Origin of the sequence: Pseudomonas schmalbachii (assembly GCF_017589465.1) — a bacterium.
Classification (GTDB): Bacteria; Pseudomonadota; Gammaproteobacteria; order Pseudomonadales; family Pseudomonadaceae; genus Pseudomonas; species Pseudomonas schmalbachii.
In genome coordinates this window covers 495982-514715 of the sequence record NZ_JAELYA010000002.1, presented here as the reverse complement: position 1 = coordinate 514715, position 18734 = coordinate 495982, and the positions used below count along the sequence as shown (strand labels likewise).

The following is an 18734-nucleotide window of genomic DNA, read 5'->3' as shown; positions in this document are numbered from 1 at the left end:
TTTTAGTGGATGGCCACTGGGGCTGCGAAAGAGGGGACTCGGAGCGGCGTTCGGGCAATTGCCGTCATCGCGAGACAGCGCTACCTTAGTGCCTCGATTTTGATTTGACAAGACAAGCAGGCCGATGGCTTCCCCGAAGAACGACAAGAGCACCCGGACCACCGGGCGACCGACCCTGAACGAAGTGGCGCGCCGTGCCGGCGTCAGCCCGATCACCGCTTCCCGGGCCCTGCGCGGGGTGAGCACGGTGGCCGAGGAACTGGCGGAGCGGGTCCGACAGGCGGCCAGCGAACTCGGCTACGTGGCCAATCCGGCGGCGCGGGCGCTGGCCTCGGCGCAGAGCCATGCGGTGGCGGTGCTGGTGCCGTCGCTGTCCAACCAGTTGTTCGTCGACACCCTCGAAGCCATCCATTCGGTGCTGCGGCCGCAGGGGCTGGAAGTGCTGATCGGCAACTTCCACTACTCCCGCGACGAGGAAGAGAACCTGATCCGCAACTACCTGGCCTACCAGCCGCGCGGTCTGCTGCTGACCGGTTTCGAGCGGACCGAAAGCGCGCGGCGGATGGTCGAGGCCAGCGGCATCCCCTGCGTCTACATGATGGACCTGGACCACGGCGCCGGCCTGCACTGCGTGGGCTTCTCGCAGTTGAGCGCCGGGGCGGCGGCGGCCGAGCACCTGCTGTCGCGCGGACGGCATCGGCTGGCCTACGTCGGCGCGCAGCTCGACCAGCGCACCCTGCTGCGCGGCGAAGGCTTCCGCCGCGCGCTGCAGAAGGCCGGCTGCTATGACCCGGCGCTGGAACTGCTGACGCCGCGTCCGTCGTCGGTCGGTCTCGGCGGCGAGATGTTCAGCCAGTTGCTGGCCAGCCATCCGCAGGTCGACGGCATCTTCTTCGGCAACGACGACCTGGCCCAGGGCGCGCTGCTGGAAGCCATGCGCCGTGGCGTGAAGATTCCCGAGCAGGTCGCCGTGCTCGGCTTCAACGATCTGCCCAGCTCGGAATTCATGGTGCCGCGCCTGAGCAGCATCCGTACGCCCCGCGAAGCCATCGGCCGCCGCGCCGCCGAGCAGTTGCTGGCGCTGATCAACGGCAAGCCGGTCGGCGAGCCGGTGCTGGACCTGGGCTTCGAGCTGAAGGTCCGCGAGAGCAGCTGAATCCGCGGGCTGCGGCCCTGTCCGTAGCGGTCCCGTCCCTTCCTTCCACCCCGCCCGATCCTCCGGCGAGGGCTCTGCCATGGGCGTTTTTCGCCATGCCCGGGGAGCTGTTCGCCTGTTGTTTCCAGGCGCACGTGCTTAGCTATTAATGCTGTTACTCGCAGTATCAGGCTGGAGTACCGATCGTCCCTAATCATCCCTTTGGGTATCTCAAACAGTCCAAATGAGCGATATGGGTCGGTTTTTCCGGGTAATAGGATTACCCCATCGTGCCTGCGTACCGCATTGCCATATGCCGGGCAGCAGCCGTCCGTCAAACCATGGATCCGCAAAAACCTGGAGTTAGCATGACAAGAACAACAATGCGCGTATCTTTCCAGCCGCATCTGCTGAGCCTCGCCGTTGCGCTTGGCCTGAGTGCGCCTGCCTATGCCGTCGAGTTCAATATCGGGGAGATCGAGGGGCGTTTCGACTCGTCTCTGTCTGTTGGCGCCAGCTGGGCTGTCCGCGGTGCCGATCCGGATTACATCTCGCCGAACAACACGATGGGCAAGCGCGGCGCGGCAGGCAGCGCCACCGTCGACGACGGCCGCCTGAACTTCAAGAAGGGCGAGACCTTCTCGAAGATCTTCAAGGGCCTGCATGACCTCGAACTGAAGTACGGCGACGGCGGTGCCTTCATCCGCGGCAAGTACTGGTACGACTTCGAACTGAAGGACGAGCACCGCCTGTTCTACGATATCGACGACAGCGGCCGCGACGATCTGGCCAAGTCGTCCGGCGCCGAGTTCCTCGACGCCTTCCTCTTCTACAACTACAACCTTGGCGAACTGCCCGGCAACGTGCGTTTCGGCAAGCAGGTGGTCAGCTGGGGCGAGAGTACCTTCATCCAGAACGGCATCAACGTGATCAACCCGCTCGACGTCGCCGCCCTGCGCCGTCCGGGTGCCGAGGTGAAGGAAGGCCTGATCCCGGTGAACATGTTCTACCTGTCCCAGGGCCTGTCCGAGAACGTCACCGCCGAGGGCTTCTACCAGTTGCAGTGGGAGAAGACCATCGTCGACAACTGCGGCACCTTCTTCGGCGCCGATGCGGTCCAGCAAGGCTGTAACGATCGTCTGTCTGCGGCCGGCCCGGATTTCCCCCAGGGTGATCCGCGCCTTAACGTCGCCGCAAACAGTGCCTACGTCCCCCGCCTGAAGGACGACGACGCCCGCGACAGCGGCCAGTATGGCCTGGCCTTGCGCTGGTTCGTGCCGGAACTCAACGACACCGAGTTCGGCGCCTATTACATGAACTATCACAGCCGCAACCCGTTCATTAACACCATCGCCACCACTGGTGCGACCGGCCCCGCTGCGGCTGCGATCAATACCGTTCGTAATTCGCGCTTCTTCATCGACTACCCCGAAGATATCCGCATGTATGGTCTGAGCTTCCAGACCAACGTCGGCGGCACCTCGCTGGGTGGCGAAGTCAGCTTCCGGCCGAACCAGCCGCTGCAACTGTCTTCCCCGGACTTCCTCGGCGCTGCCCTGGGTCGCCAGACCCCAGTGAACCCCAGCGGCCTGCAGGCCAGCCAGCGTGGCCAGGAAATGACCGCCTACAAGCGCATGCCGGTATTCCAGGCACAGATGACCGCCACCCAGTTCTTCGACCAGATCTGGGGCGCCAGCCGCCTGACCCTGGTCGGCGAGATCGGCTACAACCGCATCAACGGCCTGGGTGATACCGATGGCAGCGACCTGCGCTTCGGCCGCAGCCCGGTATTCGGCGCCGGCCCGAGCGTCTTCGCCAGCAACGCCTGCGCACCGAGCGCCACCACCAACGCCAAGTGCAGTGCCCACGGCTTCTACACCACCAACTCCTGGGGTTACCAGGCTCGTGCCCGCCTGGACTACTCCAACGTGATCGCCGGCATCAACCTGGCGCCGACCCTCGCCTGGCAGCACTCCGTGGACGGCTACGGCCCGAACTTCGACGAAGGCAGCAAGGCCGTCAGCGTCGGCGTCGATGCCGACTACCTGACCAAGTACACCGCCAGCCTCAGCTACACCGACTTCTTCGGCGGCGATTTCAGCACCAACGGCGACCGTGACTTCGTCGCGCTCAGCGTCGGCGTGAACTTCTGATAACAAGCAAAAGACAGAGAAAAGACCTTGAAAGCGTGCAATGTGTTGAAAATGGGCGCCCTGGCGCTGACCCTGCTGGCCAGTAGCGTAATGGCTGCAGTCTCCCCTGAAGAAGCCGCCAAACTCGGCACCAGCCTGACTCCGGTCGGTGCCGAGAAGGCCGGCAATGCCGATGGCAGCATCCCGGCGTGGACCGGCGGCCTCAAGCCGGGCGCCGCGCCGGTGGATGCCAACGGCTTCCTCGGCAACCCGTTCGAAAGCGACAAGCCGCTGTTCGTCATCACCAAGGCCAACGTCGACCAGTACAAGGACAAGCTGAGCCCCGGCCAGTTGGCGCTGTTCCAGCGCTATCCGGAAACCTACAAGATTCCGGTGTACCAGACCCGCCGTACCGCCTCGCTGCCACAGGAGGTCTACGACCGCGCCAAGATCAGTGCCGTGACCACCGAAACCACCAATGGCGGCGACGGCCTGACCAACTTCGAGAAGTCGCGCAACTACGCCTTCCCGATTCCGAAGAACGGCGTGGAAGTGCTGTGGAACCACCTGACCCGCTACAAGGGCACCAACCTGTCCCGTATCGTCGCGCAGGCTGTTCCGCAGACCAATGGCGACTTCACCATCGTCCAGTTCTCCGAAACCACCGGCTTCCCGGAGCGGCTGCCGGATGTGGACCCGGCCAGCGCCTCCAACATCCTCATCTATGTCAAGCAGGTCACCACTGCGCCGGCGCGTCTGGCCGGCGGTGTACTGCTCGTCCATGAAACCCTCGACCAGGTCAAGGAACCGCGCATGGCCTGGGCCTACAACGCCGGCCAGCGCCGTGTGCGCCGTGCCCCGCAGGTGGCCTACGATGGCCCGGCGAATGCCGCCGACGGCATGCGCGTATCGGACGACAACGACATGTTCGCCGGCGCTCCGGACCGCTACAACTGGAAGCTGGTCGGCAAGCGCGAGATGTACGTCCCGTACAACAACTACAAGCTGTGGTCGCCGAAGGTGAAGTATGCGGACATCATCAAGCCGGGCCACATCAACCAGGACCTGACCCGCTACGAGCTGCACCGCGTGTGGGAAGTCGAGGGCACCGTGAAGCCGGGCGAGCGTCACATCTACGCCAAGCGCACCCTGTTCATCGACGAGGACACCTGGACCATCGTCGAAACCGCCCAGTACGACGGCCGTGGCCAGCTGTGGCGCGTCGGTGAAGGTTTCGCCGTACACAACTACGACAAGCAACTGCCGTATTTCGCCGCCCAGACCCTGTACGACCTCATCGCCGGCCGCTACTTCGTCGGCGGCATGATCAACGAGGCCAAGCACGCCGTTCAGTGGGACCAGAAGTTCACCATGAAGATGGACTTCACCCCGACTGCGCTGCGCCAGGCCGGCGTTCGCTGATCCCTCGACCCGGACCGGAGCCGTTCACGCACAGGGTGTGGCGTGAACGGCTCCACAACCGGGCAGCGCTCTACATCCTTTTTAAATCCCTACCTCCGGGTGCTCCTGGCTGATGCGTCGTGTCCGCAGTCGGCCAGGCCAGGAATTGCCCGGCCTTGCGTGCTGCTCCATCAAGTACCAGAAATCTGGAGGTTCAGATGTATTTCACCCAAGCCTTGCATCGCCATGTCCAAGTGCGCCCGAACAAGACGGCCATCCGTTTCGAGGGCCGCAGCCTTACCTTCGCCGAGCTCGGCAATCGCGTCGCCCGACTGGCCGCCGGGCTGAAGAGCCTGGGCGTGAACAGCGGCGATCGCGTCGCCATGCTGTCCCTCAACTCGCAGCGCTATATCGAGTATTTCCTCGCCGTGCCGTGGGCCGACGCGGTGCTCAATCCGGTCAACACCCGCTGGAGCGTGCCGGAAATCGTCTACTCCCTCGACGACTCCGAGACCACCGTGCTGATCGTCGACGAGACCTTCAAGGCCCATGCCTCCCGTATCGCCAGCGAGGCGAAGATCGCTCCGATCCTGATCTACGCCGGTGACGGCGAGGTTCCGGAGGGCATGCATGGCTACGAAGCCCTGATCGCCGGGCACGAACCGGTGGAGGACGTGCGCCGTGGCGGCGACGCGCTGCTGGGCATCTTCTACACCGGCGGCACCACCGGTTTCCCGAAAGGCGTGATGATCAGCCATACCAATGCCGGTTTCGGCATCATGGCCGTGCGCGAGCCTGGCACCAATGGCCTGAATTCCGTCGTGCTGCAGGTGATGCCGATGTTCCACATGGCCGGCTTCATCAATATCGCGGCGTTGCTGGTCAGCGGCGGCACCCATGTCGTGCGGTCGAGCTTCGTGCCGCAGGCCATGCTCGAAACCATCGCCAATGACCGGATCACCGAAGTGCTGCTGGCGCCGACCATGATCCAGATGCTGCTGGATCGCCGCGATGCCGATGCGCAGGCGGCCGAGCTCGATCTCGCCTCGCTCGAAGCCATCAGCTATGGCGCCTCGCCGATCACCCCGGCGCTGCTCGACCGCGCCCGCACGGCATTCCCCAACGCCGGTTTCTACCAGGGCTACGGCATGACCGAACTGGCGCCGCTGGCCACCCTGCTGGGCGCCGAGTACCACACCCCCGAACATGCGGCCAGCGGCAAGATGTATTCCGCCGGCCTGCCGGGCTCCTGCGTCGAGGTGCGGATCGTCGACCCCGAGGATCGCGAAGTGCCGCGCGGCAGCATCGGCGAGATCGTGGTGCGCGGGCCGAACGTGATGATCGGCTACTGGAACAAGCCGGAAGCCACCGCCGAGGCGCTGCGCAACGGCTGGATGCACACCGGCGACGGCGGCTACATGGACGAGGACGGCTTCGTCTACGTCTGCGACCGCCTGAAGGACATGATCGTCAGCGGCGGCGAGAACGTGTATTCCGCCGAAGTCGAGACCGCCATGGCCAGCCACCCGGCCATCGGCCAGTGCGCGGCGATCGGCATCCCGTCGGAGAAGTGGGGCGAGTCGGTGCACGCGGTCGTCGTGCTCAAGCCGGACGCCAGCCTCACCGCCGAGGAACTCATCGCCCACTGCCGCGAGCGCATCGCCGGCTACAAATGCCCGCGCAGCGTGGAGTTCCGCGACACGCTGCCGCTGTCGGGCGTCGGCAAGGTGCTGAAGACCGAACTGCGCAAGCCGTACTGGGAAAACCAGAAGCGCAAGATCGGCTGAGGTGTTCGTTCCCCCTCTCTTCCTGCGGGAGAGGGGGAGTGCTCCGGCGAACTGCGGCTGTCCCGGTGGTCTGAAACAGGGCGATATTTCTGCCAAACCATAAGACATTTCGATCCTGTCGGCAGCGCAGAAATCGCCTCCACCGCCATCCGCCTTGCGCCCATTGCTGCAGGCATCGTCATCGCAACGATGCGCTTTTCCGGCATTTTCGTGGCTTGCCGCGCATTTTTCCGGTTCGCCCGAAGCCCTGCATTCCCGACTGAACGGCCAGGAAATGGCCGATTGCCAGCGGCCTTTCCCTTCAAGCAGCATCCGTACCTGATCGAGCCCCCGGGCCTCGGGACATTGCCTTGGCGTCGTATCCATGGAAGGGAGATGAATGCGATGAAACCCGACTGCATCGAATGCTCATCCGTCCCGGATGGATCGTCATGAGCAGCAACCTCGATGACTTCGTCCGCACCCAGGGAATATCGCAGCACCAGCGCATCGTGCTGGTCTTCTACTCGGCCGTCGTGCTGGTCCTCACGCTGCTGATCAGCCTGACCGGCTGGAGCGTCTACCGCGACTACCAGTCCAGCTCGCGCGAGGTGCACCAGAACACCTCGGCGCTGTCGCGTGCCCTCGAAGGCTATATCAGCGCCCTGATGCAGCAGAGCCACGAGAGCATCCGCACGCTGTCCGCCGACCTGACCGACGACAGCCAGCCGGCGCGCGACGAGGCGCAGGTCCTCCGCCTGCTCGCCGATGCCATGCGCTACGACCCGGTATCCGCCTATCTCTTCGTGCTCCGCCGTGGCGAGCTGTTCGCCGTCGACAGCGAGGGGCGCCCGGCGGCCAGGGAGTTCCGCACGCAGATCCGCCAGCTGGAGTATCCGACCGGAACGAATCCGACCTTCGGCGAGGCGTTCCTGCTGCCCGGGCATTCCAGCTACCTGCTGCCGATGCTGGTCGGCCACACCGACGCACAGGGCGGCAGGCTGGTGGTTGGCGCGGTGATCGATACCGACAGGATCGGCCAGTTGCTGGGGCGCCTGGGACTCGCGGAGAACATGAGCGCGGGCATGGTGGATGGCCGTGGCATCGTGCTCTATCGCATCCCGCAGGCCATGGAGTTCGTCGGCGAACCGCTGCCCGAGGCCTCGCCGATCCGCCCGCTGTTCGGGCAGGTGAAGCCGGCGCTGGTCGAAGGCATCAGCATCGACGGCCAGCTGACCCTGTTCGCCGTCACCCCGTCGGTGAGCTTCCCGATCTACGCGGTGGTCGGCGAGACGCTCGCCAGCTACCAGTTGCCGTGGCTGCGGCGCTCGCTGTACAGCGCGGTGGTGCTGGTGCTCAGCGTGCTGATGACCGGCCTGGCGGGCTGGCAGCTGCGCCGGCTGATCCGCCAGATCAGCCACAACGGCCAGTTCTATCGGCAACTGTTCACCGATATCAACGACGGCGTGCTGCTGCTGGCCGCCGACGGCCGGGTACTGGCGGCCAACCGCCGGGCCGCCGAGCTGTTCGGGGTCGACTCGCCGGCCTGCCTGCACGAATGCCACCCCGCGCTGCTGTCTCCGGAGCGCCAGCCGAGCGGACTGCTGACGACCGGCGTGGTCGAGGACGCGCTGAGCCGGCTGCTCGACGGCGAGGTGCTGAACCATGACAGCGAATGGCAGTTCCGCCGCAGCGACAACGGCCGGCCGTTCGACTGCGAGGTGCGCTCTTCGCTGTTCCGCTGGCAGCAGGACCCGATGCTCCTGCTGGTGCTGCACGACATCACCGAGCGCAAGCGCTATCTGCTGGAGCAGGAATACTTCGCCAGCCACGACTCGCTCACCGGCCTGCCCAATCGCTACTGGCTGATCCGCCATGTCGAGCAGCGTATCGCGGGAGCGGCGCCCGCTCCCTTCGCCGTGCTGCTGTTGGACATGAACCGCTTCAAGGAGGTCAACGACACCCTCGGCCACCACTGCGGCGACGCGGTGCTGCAGGAAGTCGGCGGGCGCCTGGACGCCTGGCTGCAATCGCAGGATGCGCAGATCGCCCGTCTCGGCGGCGACGAAATGGCCATCGTCACCCACGGCGCGCCCGACGAGGCCGGCATCACCAGCCTCTGCCAGGGCATCGGCCAAGTGCTGCGGCAGCCGGTGTCGGTCGGCGGCATCCAGCTGGAACTGGCCGCGAGCATCGGCGTGGCGCGCTATCCGGACCACGGCGACAACCCCGGCGACCTGCTGCGCTGCGCGGACATCGCCATGTACCAGGCGAAGAACGGCCGGCGCAGCTTCATGCTCTACCACCGTGGCGTGGACAACTACACGCCCGAGCGCCTGGCGCTGCACAACTGGCTCAGCCGGGCGATCCGCGAGGGCGGCCTGCAACTCCATTACCAGCCCAAGGTGCGCCTGAGCGACCGCCAGGTGATCGGCTTCGAGGCCCTGCTGCGCTGGGAGCACGCCGAGCGCGGGGTGATCCCGCCCAGCGAATTCATCCCGCTGGCCGAGTCCAGCGAGCTGATCCACCCGCTGACCCACTGGGTGATCGACCAGGCCCTGCGCCAGTTGCGCGTCTGGATCGACCGCGGGCTGGGCACCTGCATCGCCATCAACATCAGCGCCAACAACCTGCGCAACCCGAACTTCGTCGGCGAACTGCACGCCCTGCTGGAGCGGCACCGGGTGCCCGCCGGGCTGGTCGAGCTGGAGGTCACCGAGGGCACGCTGCTGGAGGATCCGGAGATGGCGCTGCAGAGCCTGCGGAGCATCCGCGACCTGGGCGTGACCCTGTCCATCGACGACTTCGGCACCGGCTATTCCTCGCTGGCCTACCTCAAGCGCCTGCCGGTGCAGGTGCTGAAGATCGACCGCACCTTCGTCTCGGCGATGTCCAGCAACCCGTCCGACGCGATGATCGTGCAGTCCACCGTCGGCCTCGGCCACACCTTCGGCATGCTGGTGGTCGCCGAGGGCGTGGAGGACGCCTCCACCGCCGAGGCATTGACCCGTCTCGGCTGCGACATCGCCCAAGGCTACCACTTCGGCCACCCGATGCCCGCCGAGCGGGTCATGGCCTGGCGCCTGCAACGCCAGCTGGAAAGCCTCGACCTGGACTGACCAGTGGCCGGGATCGATGCACTAGACTTGGAGGTAAGCACCGGCGTCCCGCCGGTGCCGGACGGGGAGCTGGAGTCTCCCCCATGCATGCCGGCAGCACCGGTTTCATGGGGACCATGATTCGGCGTGCTACGGCAGGAGGTGCTTCATGAGCATGGCAACCCGTTTGCAAAGCAGCCTGACGCAGCATCATTCCAGCTACGACTTGGTGCCGCATTCCCTCTCCATGACCACCCGCGAAGCGGCCCGCCGCGCCGGCATTCCGCCGGCACAGATGGCCAAGCCGGTGATCCTCGACGACTTCCAGGGCCACTGGATGATGGCGGTGATCCCGTCGACCCGCCAGATCGACCTGGAAAAGGTCCACAAGCTGACCCGCCGTCACTGGCGACTGGCCCGCGAGAACGACTTCAGCGATCGCTTCGAGGGCTGCGAACTGGGCGCGATTCCGGCGGTGGGCAATGTCTTCGGTCTGGAAACCGTGATCGACCAGTCGCTTGCCGATCAGTCGGATATCTATTTCGAGGCCGGCGACCACACCGAACTGGTGCACATGAGCGGCAAGCAGTACCTGGAACTGATGCCCGAGGCGCGGCAGGGACGTATCTGCGAATAGGCCCCTGGAGGGGCGAAAGGCGCCGGCGGCAACGTCAGGCGCCTTTTTCCTGGCGTTCCCACTCCGTAGGGCGGGTGAAACCCGCCATGACGCGGACTGGCGGGTTGCACCCGCCCTACCTGCTTGGTTATCGGCAACACAGATCCCTGTAGGAGCCAGCTTGCTGGCGATCCCGGAATCACCGGCAAGCACAGAGCAGCCTGTTATCTCGGATGATCGCCAGCAAGCTGGCTCCTACAGGTCGCCCCCCGGCCGATGATGTCCTCACAAGAAGATTTTTTCTTTCCCTGAAATCGGTACTCCCGTCCTCAAGTCCTTCCCGCCCCGGCCGATATCAATGGCTGCGGGAGTCCGCGCGCGGTGGGGGAGCGTGTCGGATCGACCGGTGAACGAGCGGAAGGCGTGCCTGCCGCTCCTGCCCGCGACACGACATAAGAAAAAAAGGAGAGGCCTCAGTGAGGACTGTACTCAATCCGGCCATCGCGCTGATGAACCGCCTGAGCTTCGGCATGAAGTTCAGCCTGATCAGCGTGCTGTTCTTCCTGCCGATGCTGGTTACCAACTTCTATCTGGTGCGTGATTCCTACCGCCAGTTCCTCACCACACGCATCGAGGTGCAGGGCATGCAGCAGATCGCTGCCGCCCAGCAGTTGCGCCGCGACGTCGAGGCTTATGCCGACCTGATGCAGGTCGGTGCGATCTTCCAGGCGAAGAACGCCGCCGAGATCGAGGAGCGCGCGGCGCCGCTGCAGAAACGCCTGCAGGCGGCGCTGGAAGCGATGCAGCCGATCAACAGCGATCCCGGGCAGGTCGCCGCGTTCAATAGCCAGCGCGACGAAGTGCTGACCGGTCTCAAGACCATCGCCGCGGAGAGTTCGGTCCAGGCCCGCGCGGGGATGGCCTTGCGCCTGAGCAACTCGATGCGCATCTTCGTCCGCCTGCAGGTCTCGCAGGCCGGGCTCGCGCAGGACGACACCAGCCAGGTGCGGCTGATGTCCGAGCTGATCACCTCGGTGACGCCGCAGGTCAGCGAAACCATCAGCATCGGCCGGGTCACCGGCTCGATCGCCCTCGGGCAGAAGGTTCTCAACTCCGCGGCCAGCGGCAAGCTCGAAGACCTGCAGCTGGACCTGGAGAAGCTGCGCGGCGACTACGCCGTCAAGCTGCAGGATGTCCTCGCCGCCAGTCCGGAGGCCAAGGCCGCCCTGGCCGCCGATGTCGCCAGCAGCGAGGAATCGTTGAAAGAGGTCTTCAAGCTGTTCGAAGAGCGCCTGATCATGACCGACTCGCTGGACGGCGCGTGGGGGCCGTTCTTCGACGAGACCACCGCGCTGATGGCGAAGACCTACCGCCTGGAAGACCAGGTGCTGCAGTTCGTCGGCGGCGAACTGGAACAGCGCCTGGACGCCAAGCAGCGGCAGATGGTCCTGCTGGTGGGCGCGCTGGTGCTGGTGTTCCTCTCCATCGTCTACCTGTACGGCGGCTTCTACGCCTCCACCCGCGCCACCCTGGAGCGCCTGGGACGGGCGATGGACCAGGTCGCTTCCGGCGACATGACCGTCAGCACCCAGGTGCAGAGCCGCGATGAGCTGGGCGACCTGGGGCGTGCCTTCAACAACTCGGTGGAAAAGGTCCGCGAGTTGATCCGCCAGGTCGGCCATACCGTGGCCGAGGTCGAGCGGCAGGCCGTGCGGGTCGAGGCGGTGTCGGCGGAGAGCAACCACGCGGTGACCAGCCAGCGCGACCAGATCGACCAGGTCGCCACGGCGATGAACGAGATGTCCGCCACCGCCCAGGAAGTGGCGCGCAGCGCCGCCGCCGCGGTGGGCAGCGCGCAGGGCGTGAACGAGGAAACCGCCAGCGGCCGCGCGCTGGTGGAACAGCAGGTGGGCAGCATCCAGCGCCTGGCCGGGGAAATTGACGAGTCGGTGGCGGTGATCAACCGCCTGGCCGCCGACAGCGCCTCGATCAGCCGCGTGCTGGACGTGATCAAGGGCATCGCCGAGCAGACCAACCTGCTGGCGCTCAACGCCGCCATCGAAGCGGCGCGGGCCGGCGAGCAGGGCCGCGGTTTCGCCGTGGTGGCCGACGAGGTGCGCACGCTCGCCAAGCGCACCCAGCAGTCCACCGAGGAAATCGAGCAGATGATCGCCAGCCTGCAGCAGGGCGTCGGCGCGGCAGTGAAGGCCATGGGCAGCAGCCACCAGACCGCCGACGGCACCGTCAGCCAGTCGGCCCGGGTGCAGCAGGCGCTGGAGAACATCCTCGGCGCGGTCGGAATGATCGTCGACCAGAACCAGCAGATCGCCGCCGCCGCCGAGCAGCAAACCGCCGTGGCGCACGATATCGACCAGAACATCGTGCAGATCAACCAGGCCGGCGAACGCACCGCCGAAGGCGCCAACGCCACCGAACGCGCCAGCCGCGAGCTGGGCGAGCAGGTGGTGGAACTGAAGCGGCTGATCGGGGCGTTCAGGGTCTGATTTTGTGTGGGATGTTGCCCTCACCCTAACCCTCTCCCGGAGGGAGAGGGGACTGTTCGGAGCTGCCGGCTGGCACGTCACACGCTCCAACGCCGTTTAACCCCCTCTCCCTCCGGGAGAGGGCAGGGGTGAGGGGCTCTTGCCTTACGTTGGTGCTTCGCGCGGCGAAGCCCAACATCTTCCGGACGTGGCACTGTTGGGCTTCGCAAGCTCAGCGCCAACCTACGCCCAGCCAAACAACTCCATCGCATTGCGCGTACTGGCCGCCGCCAGCTCCTCCGCGCTGATTCCCTTCACCTCCGCCACCGCCGCGCAGATGTCCGGCAGGAACTCCGGACTGTTGCGCTGGTACGGGTGCATCGCCGGCGCCATGTCCGGGGAATCGGTTTCCAGCACGATGGACTCCAGCGGAATCTCCGGCACCACCTTGCGCAGGCGGTTGGCCTGCGGCCAGGTCGGCGCGCCTCCGAGGCCGAGGCGGAAACCCAGCTTCAGGTATTCCCGGGCCTCCTCGCGGCTGCCGGCAAAGGCATGGACGATGCCCTGGCGCTTCGGCTTGTAGCGCTTCAGCGTGGCGATCATCTGCGCATGGGCACGGCGCACATGCAGCAGCACCGGCAATTCGAAGTCGATGGCGGTCTGCAACTGCGCTTCGAACACCGCCTGCTGCGCGTCGCGGTCCAGTCCTTCGACGTAGTAATCAAGGCCGATCTCGCCCACCGCGCAGAGCTTCGGGTGCCCGGCGAGGCGCTCCAGCCAGTCGCGCAGCTCGGCCAGATGCTCCTGCCGGTGGCGCGCCAGGTAGATCGGATGCAGGCCCAGCGCCGCGTACAGGTCCGGCTCGGTTTCCACCAGATGCCAGACGTCCTCCCAGTTCTCGCGAAACACCCCAAGCAGCACCTGCCGCACCACGCCGCACTCGCGGCTGCGCTGCAGCACCGCCTGGCGGTCGGCAGCGAAGTCCGCGCAGTCCAGGTGGTTGTGGGTGTCGATCAGGCGCATCGGCGGAACCTCTAGGAAGCACGCAGTTTCAACGTGCGCGGAATGGCCTGCACGCCGGGCCGGTAATCCTCGTGTTCGACCGCATCCAGCGCCAGTTCCAGCACGCGTTCGGCGATCAGCGTGTGCTGCTGGGAAATCGCGTTGACCTTCAGCGGCACGAAGTCGAGCAACTGGGTATCGCCGAAGGTGGCCAGGCGCAGGTTGGCCGGCCAGCCGTCGGCCAGGTTCTGGAACACATCGAAGACGCCTTCCAGCAGCACGTAGGAGGTGGTGATCAGCGCGTCTGGCAGATGGCCCTGGCGTTGCAGCAGGTCTTCCATCAGGCGTCGGCCGCAGTCGCGGCTGAAGGTTTCGCCGTGCTCCACCTGCACTTCGCCGGCGAAATCGCGCAGCGCGGCGCGGAAGCCGGCGGCGCGTTCCTGGCTGATGATCAGTTCCGGCCGCGCGCCGAGCAGGGCGATATGCCGGGGCGCCGGCTGCAGCAGAGTGGCGGTGAGGCGCTGGCAGGCCTCGCGGTCGTCGCTGACCACCGAGCAGAAGTGCTGCGGATCGAGCTGGCGGTCGATGGCGATCACCGGTACGCGTTCGGCCAGCGAGCGCAGATGGCCGTCGTCGTTGCCCAGGCAACTGGCGACGATCAGCGCGTCGCAGCGGCGCGCGCGGAACAGGTTGAGCACCTCCCGCTCAATCTCGGGACGGTCGTCGGAGCAGGCGATCAGCAACTGGTAGCCGCGCTCGCGGGCGCCGTGTTCGAGCAGTTTGGCGAGCCGCGCGTAGCTGGGGTTCTCCAGGTCCGGCAGGACGAAGCCGAGCGTGCGGGTCTGCCCGCGGCGCAGGCTGGCGGCCTGCTGGTCGGGGTGGTAGCCGTGTTCTTCGATCACGGCCTGCACGCGCTCCACCGTGGCGGCGCTGATGCGGCGCTGCACGGCCTTGCCGTTGATCACGTAGCTGGCGGTGGTGACGGAGACCCCGGCCAGACGGGCGATATCACTGAGTTTCACCTGGTTCCCTGGGGCGACTGCCGACAATTGGGGGCTTCAAGGATCAAGCATTATCGAGTAACGTGCCAGTCTCAATAGGTGAAACGATTCAGCATAGATAATTCCCTGCCTGCGGAATGCGTCGATGAGCGCGGTCTAGGCTGATTCACCATACAAGCGGATAACCGCCCAACTGCGCTGCGACTGCCCCGGCAGGCTGTGGCGAGGAGAAACGCGATGCTCGAACTGAATGCCCGGCAGATTCGCATGGACCAGCGGGCGGCGGACAAGCAGGCGGCGCTGGTCCTGCTCGGTGCGGCGCTGGAAGAGGACGGACTGGTCGCCGCGGGCTACCTTGCCGGGCTGCAGGCCCGCGAGGCGCAGGGTTCCACCTACCTCGGCCAAGGCATCGCGATTCCCCACGGCACCCCGGACACCCGCCATCTGGTACAGCGCACCGGCGTGCGCCTGCTGCATTTCCCCGAGGGCGTGCAGTGGGGCGACAACCAGACCGTCCACCTCGCCATCGGCATCGCTGCCAAATCCGACGAACATCTGCACCTGCTGCAACTGCTCACCCGCACCCTCGGCGAGGCCGACACCAGCCACGCCCTGCGCGAGGCACGCACGCCGGAAGCGCTGATGCAGGTGCTGCAGGGCGCGCCGCAACCGCTGCTGCTGGATGCGCAACTGGTCGGCCTGGGTGTGGCGGTCGAAGACTTCGACGAGCTGCTGCTGCAGGGTACGCGCCGCCTGAAGAAGGCCGGCTGCGTGGAAAGCGGTTTCACCAGCGGTCTGCAACAAGGCGAGGCGCTGCCGCTGGGCGACGGCCTGTGGTGGCTGCATGGCGGCGAGCGGGTACTGCGGCCGGGGCTGGCGTTCGTCACCCCGGCTCACGAACTGCACCATGCGGGCGCCCCGGTACGTGGGCTGTTCTGCCTGGCCAGCCAGGGCGAGGCGCAGCGCGACATGCTCGACCGCCTGTGCAACCTGCTGGTGGACGGCCGTGGCGGCGAGCTGGCCGGCGCGACCTCCGTGCGTACGGTGCTGGAAGCATTGGGCGGCGAGTTGCCGGTGGACTGGCCCAGCGCTCGTGTGCCGTTGGCTAATCCGCATGGCCTGCATGCACGCCCGGCGCAGGTGCTGATGAGCCTGGCGAAGAACTTCGCCGGCGAGATTCGCGTGCGGATTGCCGAGAGCGACAGCGCGCCGGTATCGATCCGCAGCCTGAGCAAGCTGCTCAGCCTCGGCGCCCGTCGCGGCCAGATGCTGGAGTTCTTCGCCGAACCGCAGATCGCCGCCGACGCCCTGCCTGCCGTGCTGCGGGCGGTGGAGGAGGGGCTTGGCGAGAGCGTCGAGCCGCTGCCGGCGGTGGTCGAGGAAGCCGTCGTCGAAGCGGCGCCGGCAGCGGTCGAACTCACGGCGCCGGCCGCCGGCAACACGCTGCAGGCCATCGCCGCATCCTCGGGCATCGCCAGCGGACCGGCTTATCCACAGGTGCCGCAGAAATTCGAATTCAACCCGCGCGGCCAGTCGCCGGAAGCGGAAATGCTGCGTCTGGAGCAGGCGCGGACGGCCATCGGCACGGAGATCGAGGCGCTGGTGCAGGGCAGCCAGGTCAAGGCGATCCGCGAAATCTTCGTCACCCACCAGGCGCTGCTCGACGATCCCGAGCTGATCGAGGAAGTGCAGGCGCGCCTGAGCGAAGGCGACAGCGCCGAGGCGGCCTGGAGCACGGTGATCGGGCGCGTCGCCAGCCAGCAGGAAGCCCTGCACGACGACCTGCTCGCCGAGCGCGCGGCGGATTTGCGCGACGTCGGCCGGCGTGTGCTGGCGCGGCTCTGCGGCGTGGAAGCGGCCAGGGCGCCGGAGCAGCCGTACATCCTGGTGATGGGCGAGGTCGGCCCGTCCGACGTGGCGCGGCTGGATAGCCAGCGCGTCGCCGGCATCGTCACCGCGCGCGGCGGCGCCACTTCGCACAGCGCGATCATCGCCCGCGCCCTGGGCATTCCGGCGCTGGTCGGTGCCGGCGACGAGGTGCTGGCGCTGGAACCCGGCACGCTGCTGCTGCTCGACGGCGACCGCGGCCTGCTGACGGTCGCACCGCCCGCCGAGGTGCTGGAGCAGGCCGAACGCCAGCGCGCGGAGCGCCGGCAACGCCAGGAACAGGCCGAGGCGCGTCGTCATGAACCGGCGCAAACCCGTGACGGACATGTCATCGAAGTGGCCGCCAACCTCGGCGATACCGCCGGCGCGAAGCAGGCGGTGGAGCTTGGCGCCGAGGGCGTCGGCCTGCTGCGCAGCGAATTCATCTTCATGGACAGCGCCCAGGCGCCGGACCAGGCGAGCCAGGAGGCCGAGTACCGCCGCGTACTCGACGCCCTCGGCGGCCGGCCGCTGGTGGTGCGCACCCTCGACGTTGGCGGCGACAAGCCGCTGCCGTACTGGCCGATCCCGCAGGAGGAAAACCCCTTCCTCGGCGTGCGTGGCGTGCGTCTGACCCTGCAGCGTCCGCAAATCATGCAGACCCAGCTGCGCGCGCTGCTCGCCGCTGCCGACGGCCGCGCGCTGCGGATCATGTTCCCGATGGTCGGCCAGCTCGAAGAATGGCGGCAGGCGCGCGACATGACCCTGCGCCTGAAGGACGAACTGCGCATCGACGGCGATTTGCAGATCGGCATCATGGTCGAGGTGCCGTCCGCCGCGCTGCTCGCCCCGGTGCTGGCGCGCGAGGTGGATTTCTTCAGCGTCGGCACCAACGACCTGACCCAGTACGCGCTGGCCATCGACCGCGGCCATCCGACCCTCTCCGCCCAGGCCGACGGCCTGCACCCGGCGGTGCTGCAACTGATCGACATGACCGTGCGCGCGGCGCATGCCAACGGCAGGTGGGTCGGCGTATGCGGCGAGCTGGCGGCGGACGCCCAGGCGGTGCCGCTGCTGCTCGGGCTGGAGGTGGACGAGCTGAGCGTTTCGGCGCGGAGCATCCCGCTGGTCAAGCAGCGTGTACGTGAACTGGACATGTCCAGCGCCCGTAAACTGGCCGGCACCGCGCTGACCCTCGGCTCCGCCGCCGAGGTGCGCGCGCTGGTCGCCCAGGCGCTGGGGGAGGTGCACTGATGGCTCGCATTCTTAGTCTGACCCTGAATCCGGCGCTGGACCTCACCGTGCGCCTGCGCCATCTCGAACTCGGCGAAGTGAACCGCAGCGAGGCGGTGCTGAGCCAGGCGGCCGGCAAGGGCCTGAACGTCGCCCAGGTGCTCGCCGACCTCGGCCATTTGCTGACCGTCAGCGGCTTCCTCGGTGCGGACAACCTGGCGCCGTTCGAGACGCTGTTCCGCCACCGCGACTTCATCGACCAGTTCATCCGCGTGCCCGGCGAAACCCGCAGCAACATCAAGCTGGCCGAGCGCAGCGGGCGGATCACCGACCTCAACGGCCCCGGCCCGGAAGTCGACAGCGAGGCGCAGGAGCAGTTGCTGGCGTGCGTCGAACGCATCGCCGACGGCCACGACCTGGCGATCGTCGCCGGCAGCCTGCCGCGTGGCGTCGAGCCGGAGTTCCTCCGTGAGTTGCTGTCGCGCCTGAAGCGCCTTGGCCTGCGCGTGGCCTTCGACAGCAGCGGCGCGGCATTGAGCGAAGGACTGCAGGCGGTGCCCTGGCTGATCAAGCCGAACGGCGCCGAACTGGCCGAGATTCGCGGGCGGGAACGGCTGTCCGCCGCCGAGCTGGGCGACGTGGCGCGGGAGCTGTGCGGGCGCGGTATCGAGCATGTGGTGGTGTCCCACGGCGCGGACGGGGTGAGCTGGTTCTCGCCCGCCCCGGCGCTGTGGGCGACGCCGCCGAAGGTCGAGGTGGCAAGCACCGTGGGCGCCGGCGATTCGCTGCTGGCGGCGATGGTCCACGGCCTGCTTTCCGGCTGGCCGGCCGAGCGCGTGCTGCGCCATGCCACCGCCGTTGGTGCGTTGGCGGTCACACAGTTCGACTTCGGCATCCAGGACCCGGAGCGGTTGGAACAGCTGGAGCAACAGGTGGCTGTTCGCAGGATGGGTTGAGCAACGCGATACCCATCACCTTGCCCGCATGGGTATCGCTTCGCT

Annotated in this window: 11 protein-coding genes and 1 pseudogene; 10 read left to right on the top strand and 2 right to left on the bottom strand. The window is 66.8% G+C overall.

The window, feature by feature from the left end; genetic code table 11:
* The first annotated feature begins 124 nt into the window (after nt 1-124).
* The 8 genes and pseudogenes from gntR to JFY56_RS24705 all read left to right on the top strand — a co-directional run bounded on the left by gntR (nt 125) and on the right by JFY56_RS24705 (nt 12652).
* The gene (gene gntR / locus JFY56_RS07815) at nt 125-1156 is read left to right on the top strand and encodes an HTH-type transcriptional regulator GntR (protein WP_208312964.1); all 1032 of its coding nucleotides are present in this window, start codon (nt 125-127) and stop codon (nt 1154-1156) included.
* A 347-nt stretch (nt 1157-1503) separates the two neighbouring features.
* Nucleotides 1504-3288: a DUF1302 domain-containing protein gene (locus tag JFY56_RS07810; protein ID WP_208312963.1), complete on the top strand. Its 1785-nt coding sequence runs from the start codon at nt 1504-1506 to the stop codon at nt 3286-3288.
* Between the two features lie 51 nt (nt 3289-3339).
* Nucleotides 3340-4689, top strand: coding sequence for a DUF1329 domain-containing protein (locus JFY56_RS07805; RefSeq protein ID WP_208313238.1), 1350 nt, complete (start codon nt 3340-3342; stop codon nt 4687-4689).
* Nucleotides 4690-4886: 197 nt separating this feature from the next.
* On the top strand, nt 4887-6455 hold the full coding sequence (locus JFY56_RS07800; RefSeq protein ID WP_208312962.1) for a long-chain-fatty-acid--CoA ligase: 1569 nt from the start codon (nt 4887-4889) through the stop codon (nt 6453-6455).
* 431 nt (nt 6456-6886) lie between these two features.
* Nucleotides 6887-9553, top strand: coding sequence for a bifunctional diguanylate cyclase/phosphodiesterase (locus JFY56_RS07795; RefSeq protein ID WP_208312961.1), 2667 nt, complete (start codon nt 6887-6889; stop codon nt 9551-9553).
* A 148-nt stretch (nt 9554-9701) separates the two neighbouring features.
* Nucleotides 9702-10169 carry an aminoacyl-tRNA deacylase gene (locus JFY56_RS07790; protein ID WP_208312960.1) on the top strand — a complete coding sequence of 156 codons (468 nt, stop codon included), beginning with the start codon at nt 9702-9704 and terminating at the stop codon, nt 10167-10169.
* 488 nt (nt 10170-10657) lie between these two features.
* Nucleotides 10658-11794, top strand: a pseudogene (locus tag JFY56_RS24710) (HAMP domain-containing protein); the annotation flags it as partial.
* 144 nt (nt 11795-11938) lie between these two features.
* On the top strand, nt 11939-12652 hold the full coding sequence (locus JFY56_RS24705) for a methyl-accepting chemotaxis protein (protein ID WP_408004391.1): 714 nt from the start codon (nt 11939-11941) through the stop codon (nt 12650-12652).
* Between the two features lie 222 nt (nt 12653-12874).
* Here the strand turns inward: JFY56_RS24705 and JFY56_RS07780 are convergent, their stop codons facing one another.
* Together JFY56_RS07780 and cra are read right to left on the bottom strand one after the other, a co-directional pair.
* Nucleotides 12875-13654: a TatD family hydrolase gene (locus JFY56_RS07780; RefSeq protein WP_208312958.1), complete on the bottom strand. Its 780-nt coding sequence runs from the start codon at nt 13652-13654 to the stop codon at nt 12875-12877.
* An 11-nt stretch (nt 13655-13665) separates the two neighbouring features.
* A complete protein-coding gene (cra, locus tag JFY56_RS07775) occupies nt 13666-14655 on the bottom strand; it encodes a catabolite repressor/activator (RefSeq protein WP_208312957.1) in 990 nt (329 codons plus the stop codon).
* A 216-nt stretch (nt 14656-14871) separates the two neighbouring features.
* On the opposite strand from cra, the gene ptsP reads away from it, so the two are divergent.
* Entirely contained in the window at nt 14872-17754 is a 2883-nt protein-coding gene (ptsP, locus tag JFY56_RS07770; RefSeq protein WP_208312956.1) for a phosphoenolpyruvate--protein phosphotransferase, read from the top strand.
* The gene (gene pfkB / locus JFY56_RS07765) at nt 17754-18689 is read left to right on the top strand and encodes a 1-phosphofructokinase (protein ID WP_208312955.1); all 936 of its coding nucleotides are present in this window, start codon (nt 17754-17756) and stop codon (nt 18687-18689) included. The genes ptsP and pfkB overlap by 1 nt, the downstream gene beginning before the upstream one ends.
* Nucleotides 18690-18734: the final 45 nt, after the last annotated feature.

Coding starts and splice junctions, on each gene's coding strand:
- gntR (WP_208312964.1), top strand. CDS start 125: ATGGCTTCCCCGAAGAACGACAAGAGCACCCGGACCACCGGGCGACCG.
- JFY56_RS07810 (WP_208312963.1), top strand. CDS start 1,504: ATGACAAGAACAACAATGCGCGTATCTTTCCAGCCGCATCTGCTGAGC.
- JFY56_RS07805 (WP_208313238.1), top strand. CDS start 3,340: ATGGGCGCCCTGGCGCTGACCCTGCTGGCCAGTAGCGTAATGGCTGCA.
- JFY56_RS07800 (WP_208312962.1), top strand. CDS start 4,887: ATGTATTTCACCCAAGCCTTGCATCGCCATGTCCAAGTGCGCCCGAAC.
- JFY56_RS07795 (WP_208312961.1), top strand. CDS start 6,887: ATGAGCAGCAACCTCGATGACTTCGTCCGCACCCAGGGAATATCGCAG.
- JFY56_RS07790 (WP_208312960.1), top strand. CDS start 9,702: ATGAGCATGGCAACCCGTTTGCAAAGCAGCCTGACGCAGCATCATTCC.
- JFY56_RS24705 (WP_408004391.1), top strand. CDS start 11,939: ATGAACGAGATGTCCGCCACCGCCCAGGAAGTGGCGCGCAGCGCCGCC.
- JFY56_RS07780 (WP_208312958.1), bottom strand. CDS start 13,654: ATGCGCCTGATCGACACCCACAACCACCTGGACTGCGCGGACTTCGCT.
- ptsP (WP_208312956.1), top strand. CDS start 14,872: ATGCTCGAACTGAATGCCCGGCAGATTCGCATGGACCAGCGGGCGGCG.
- pfkB (WP_208312955.1), top strand. CDS start 17,754: ATGGCTCGCATTCTTAGTCTGACCCTGAATCCGGCGCTGGACCTCACC.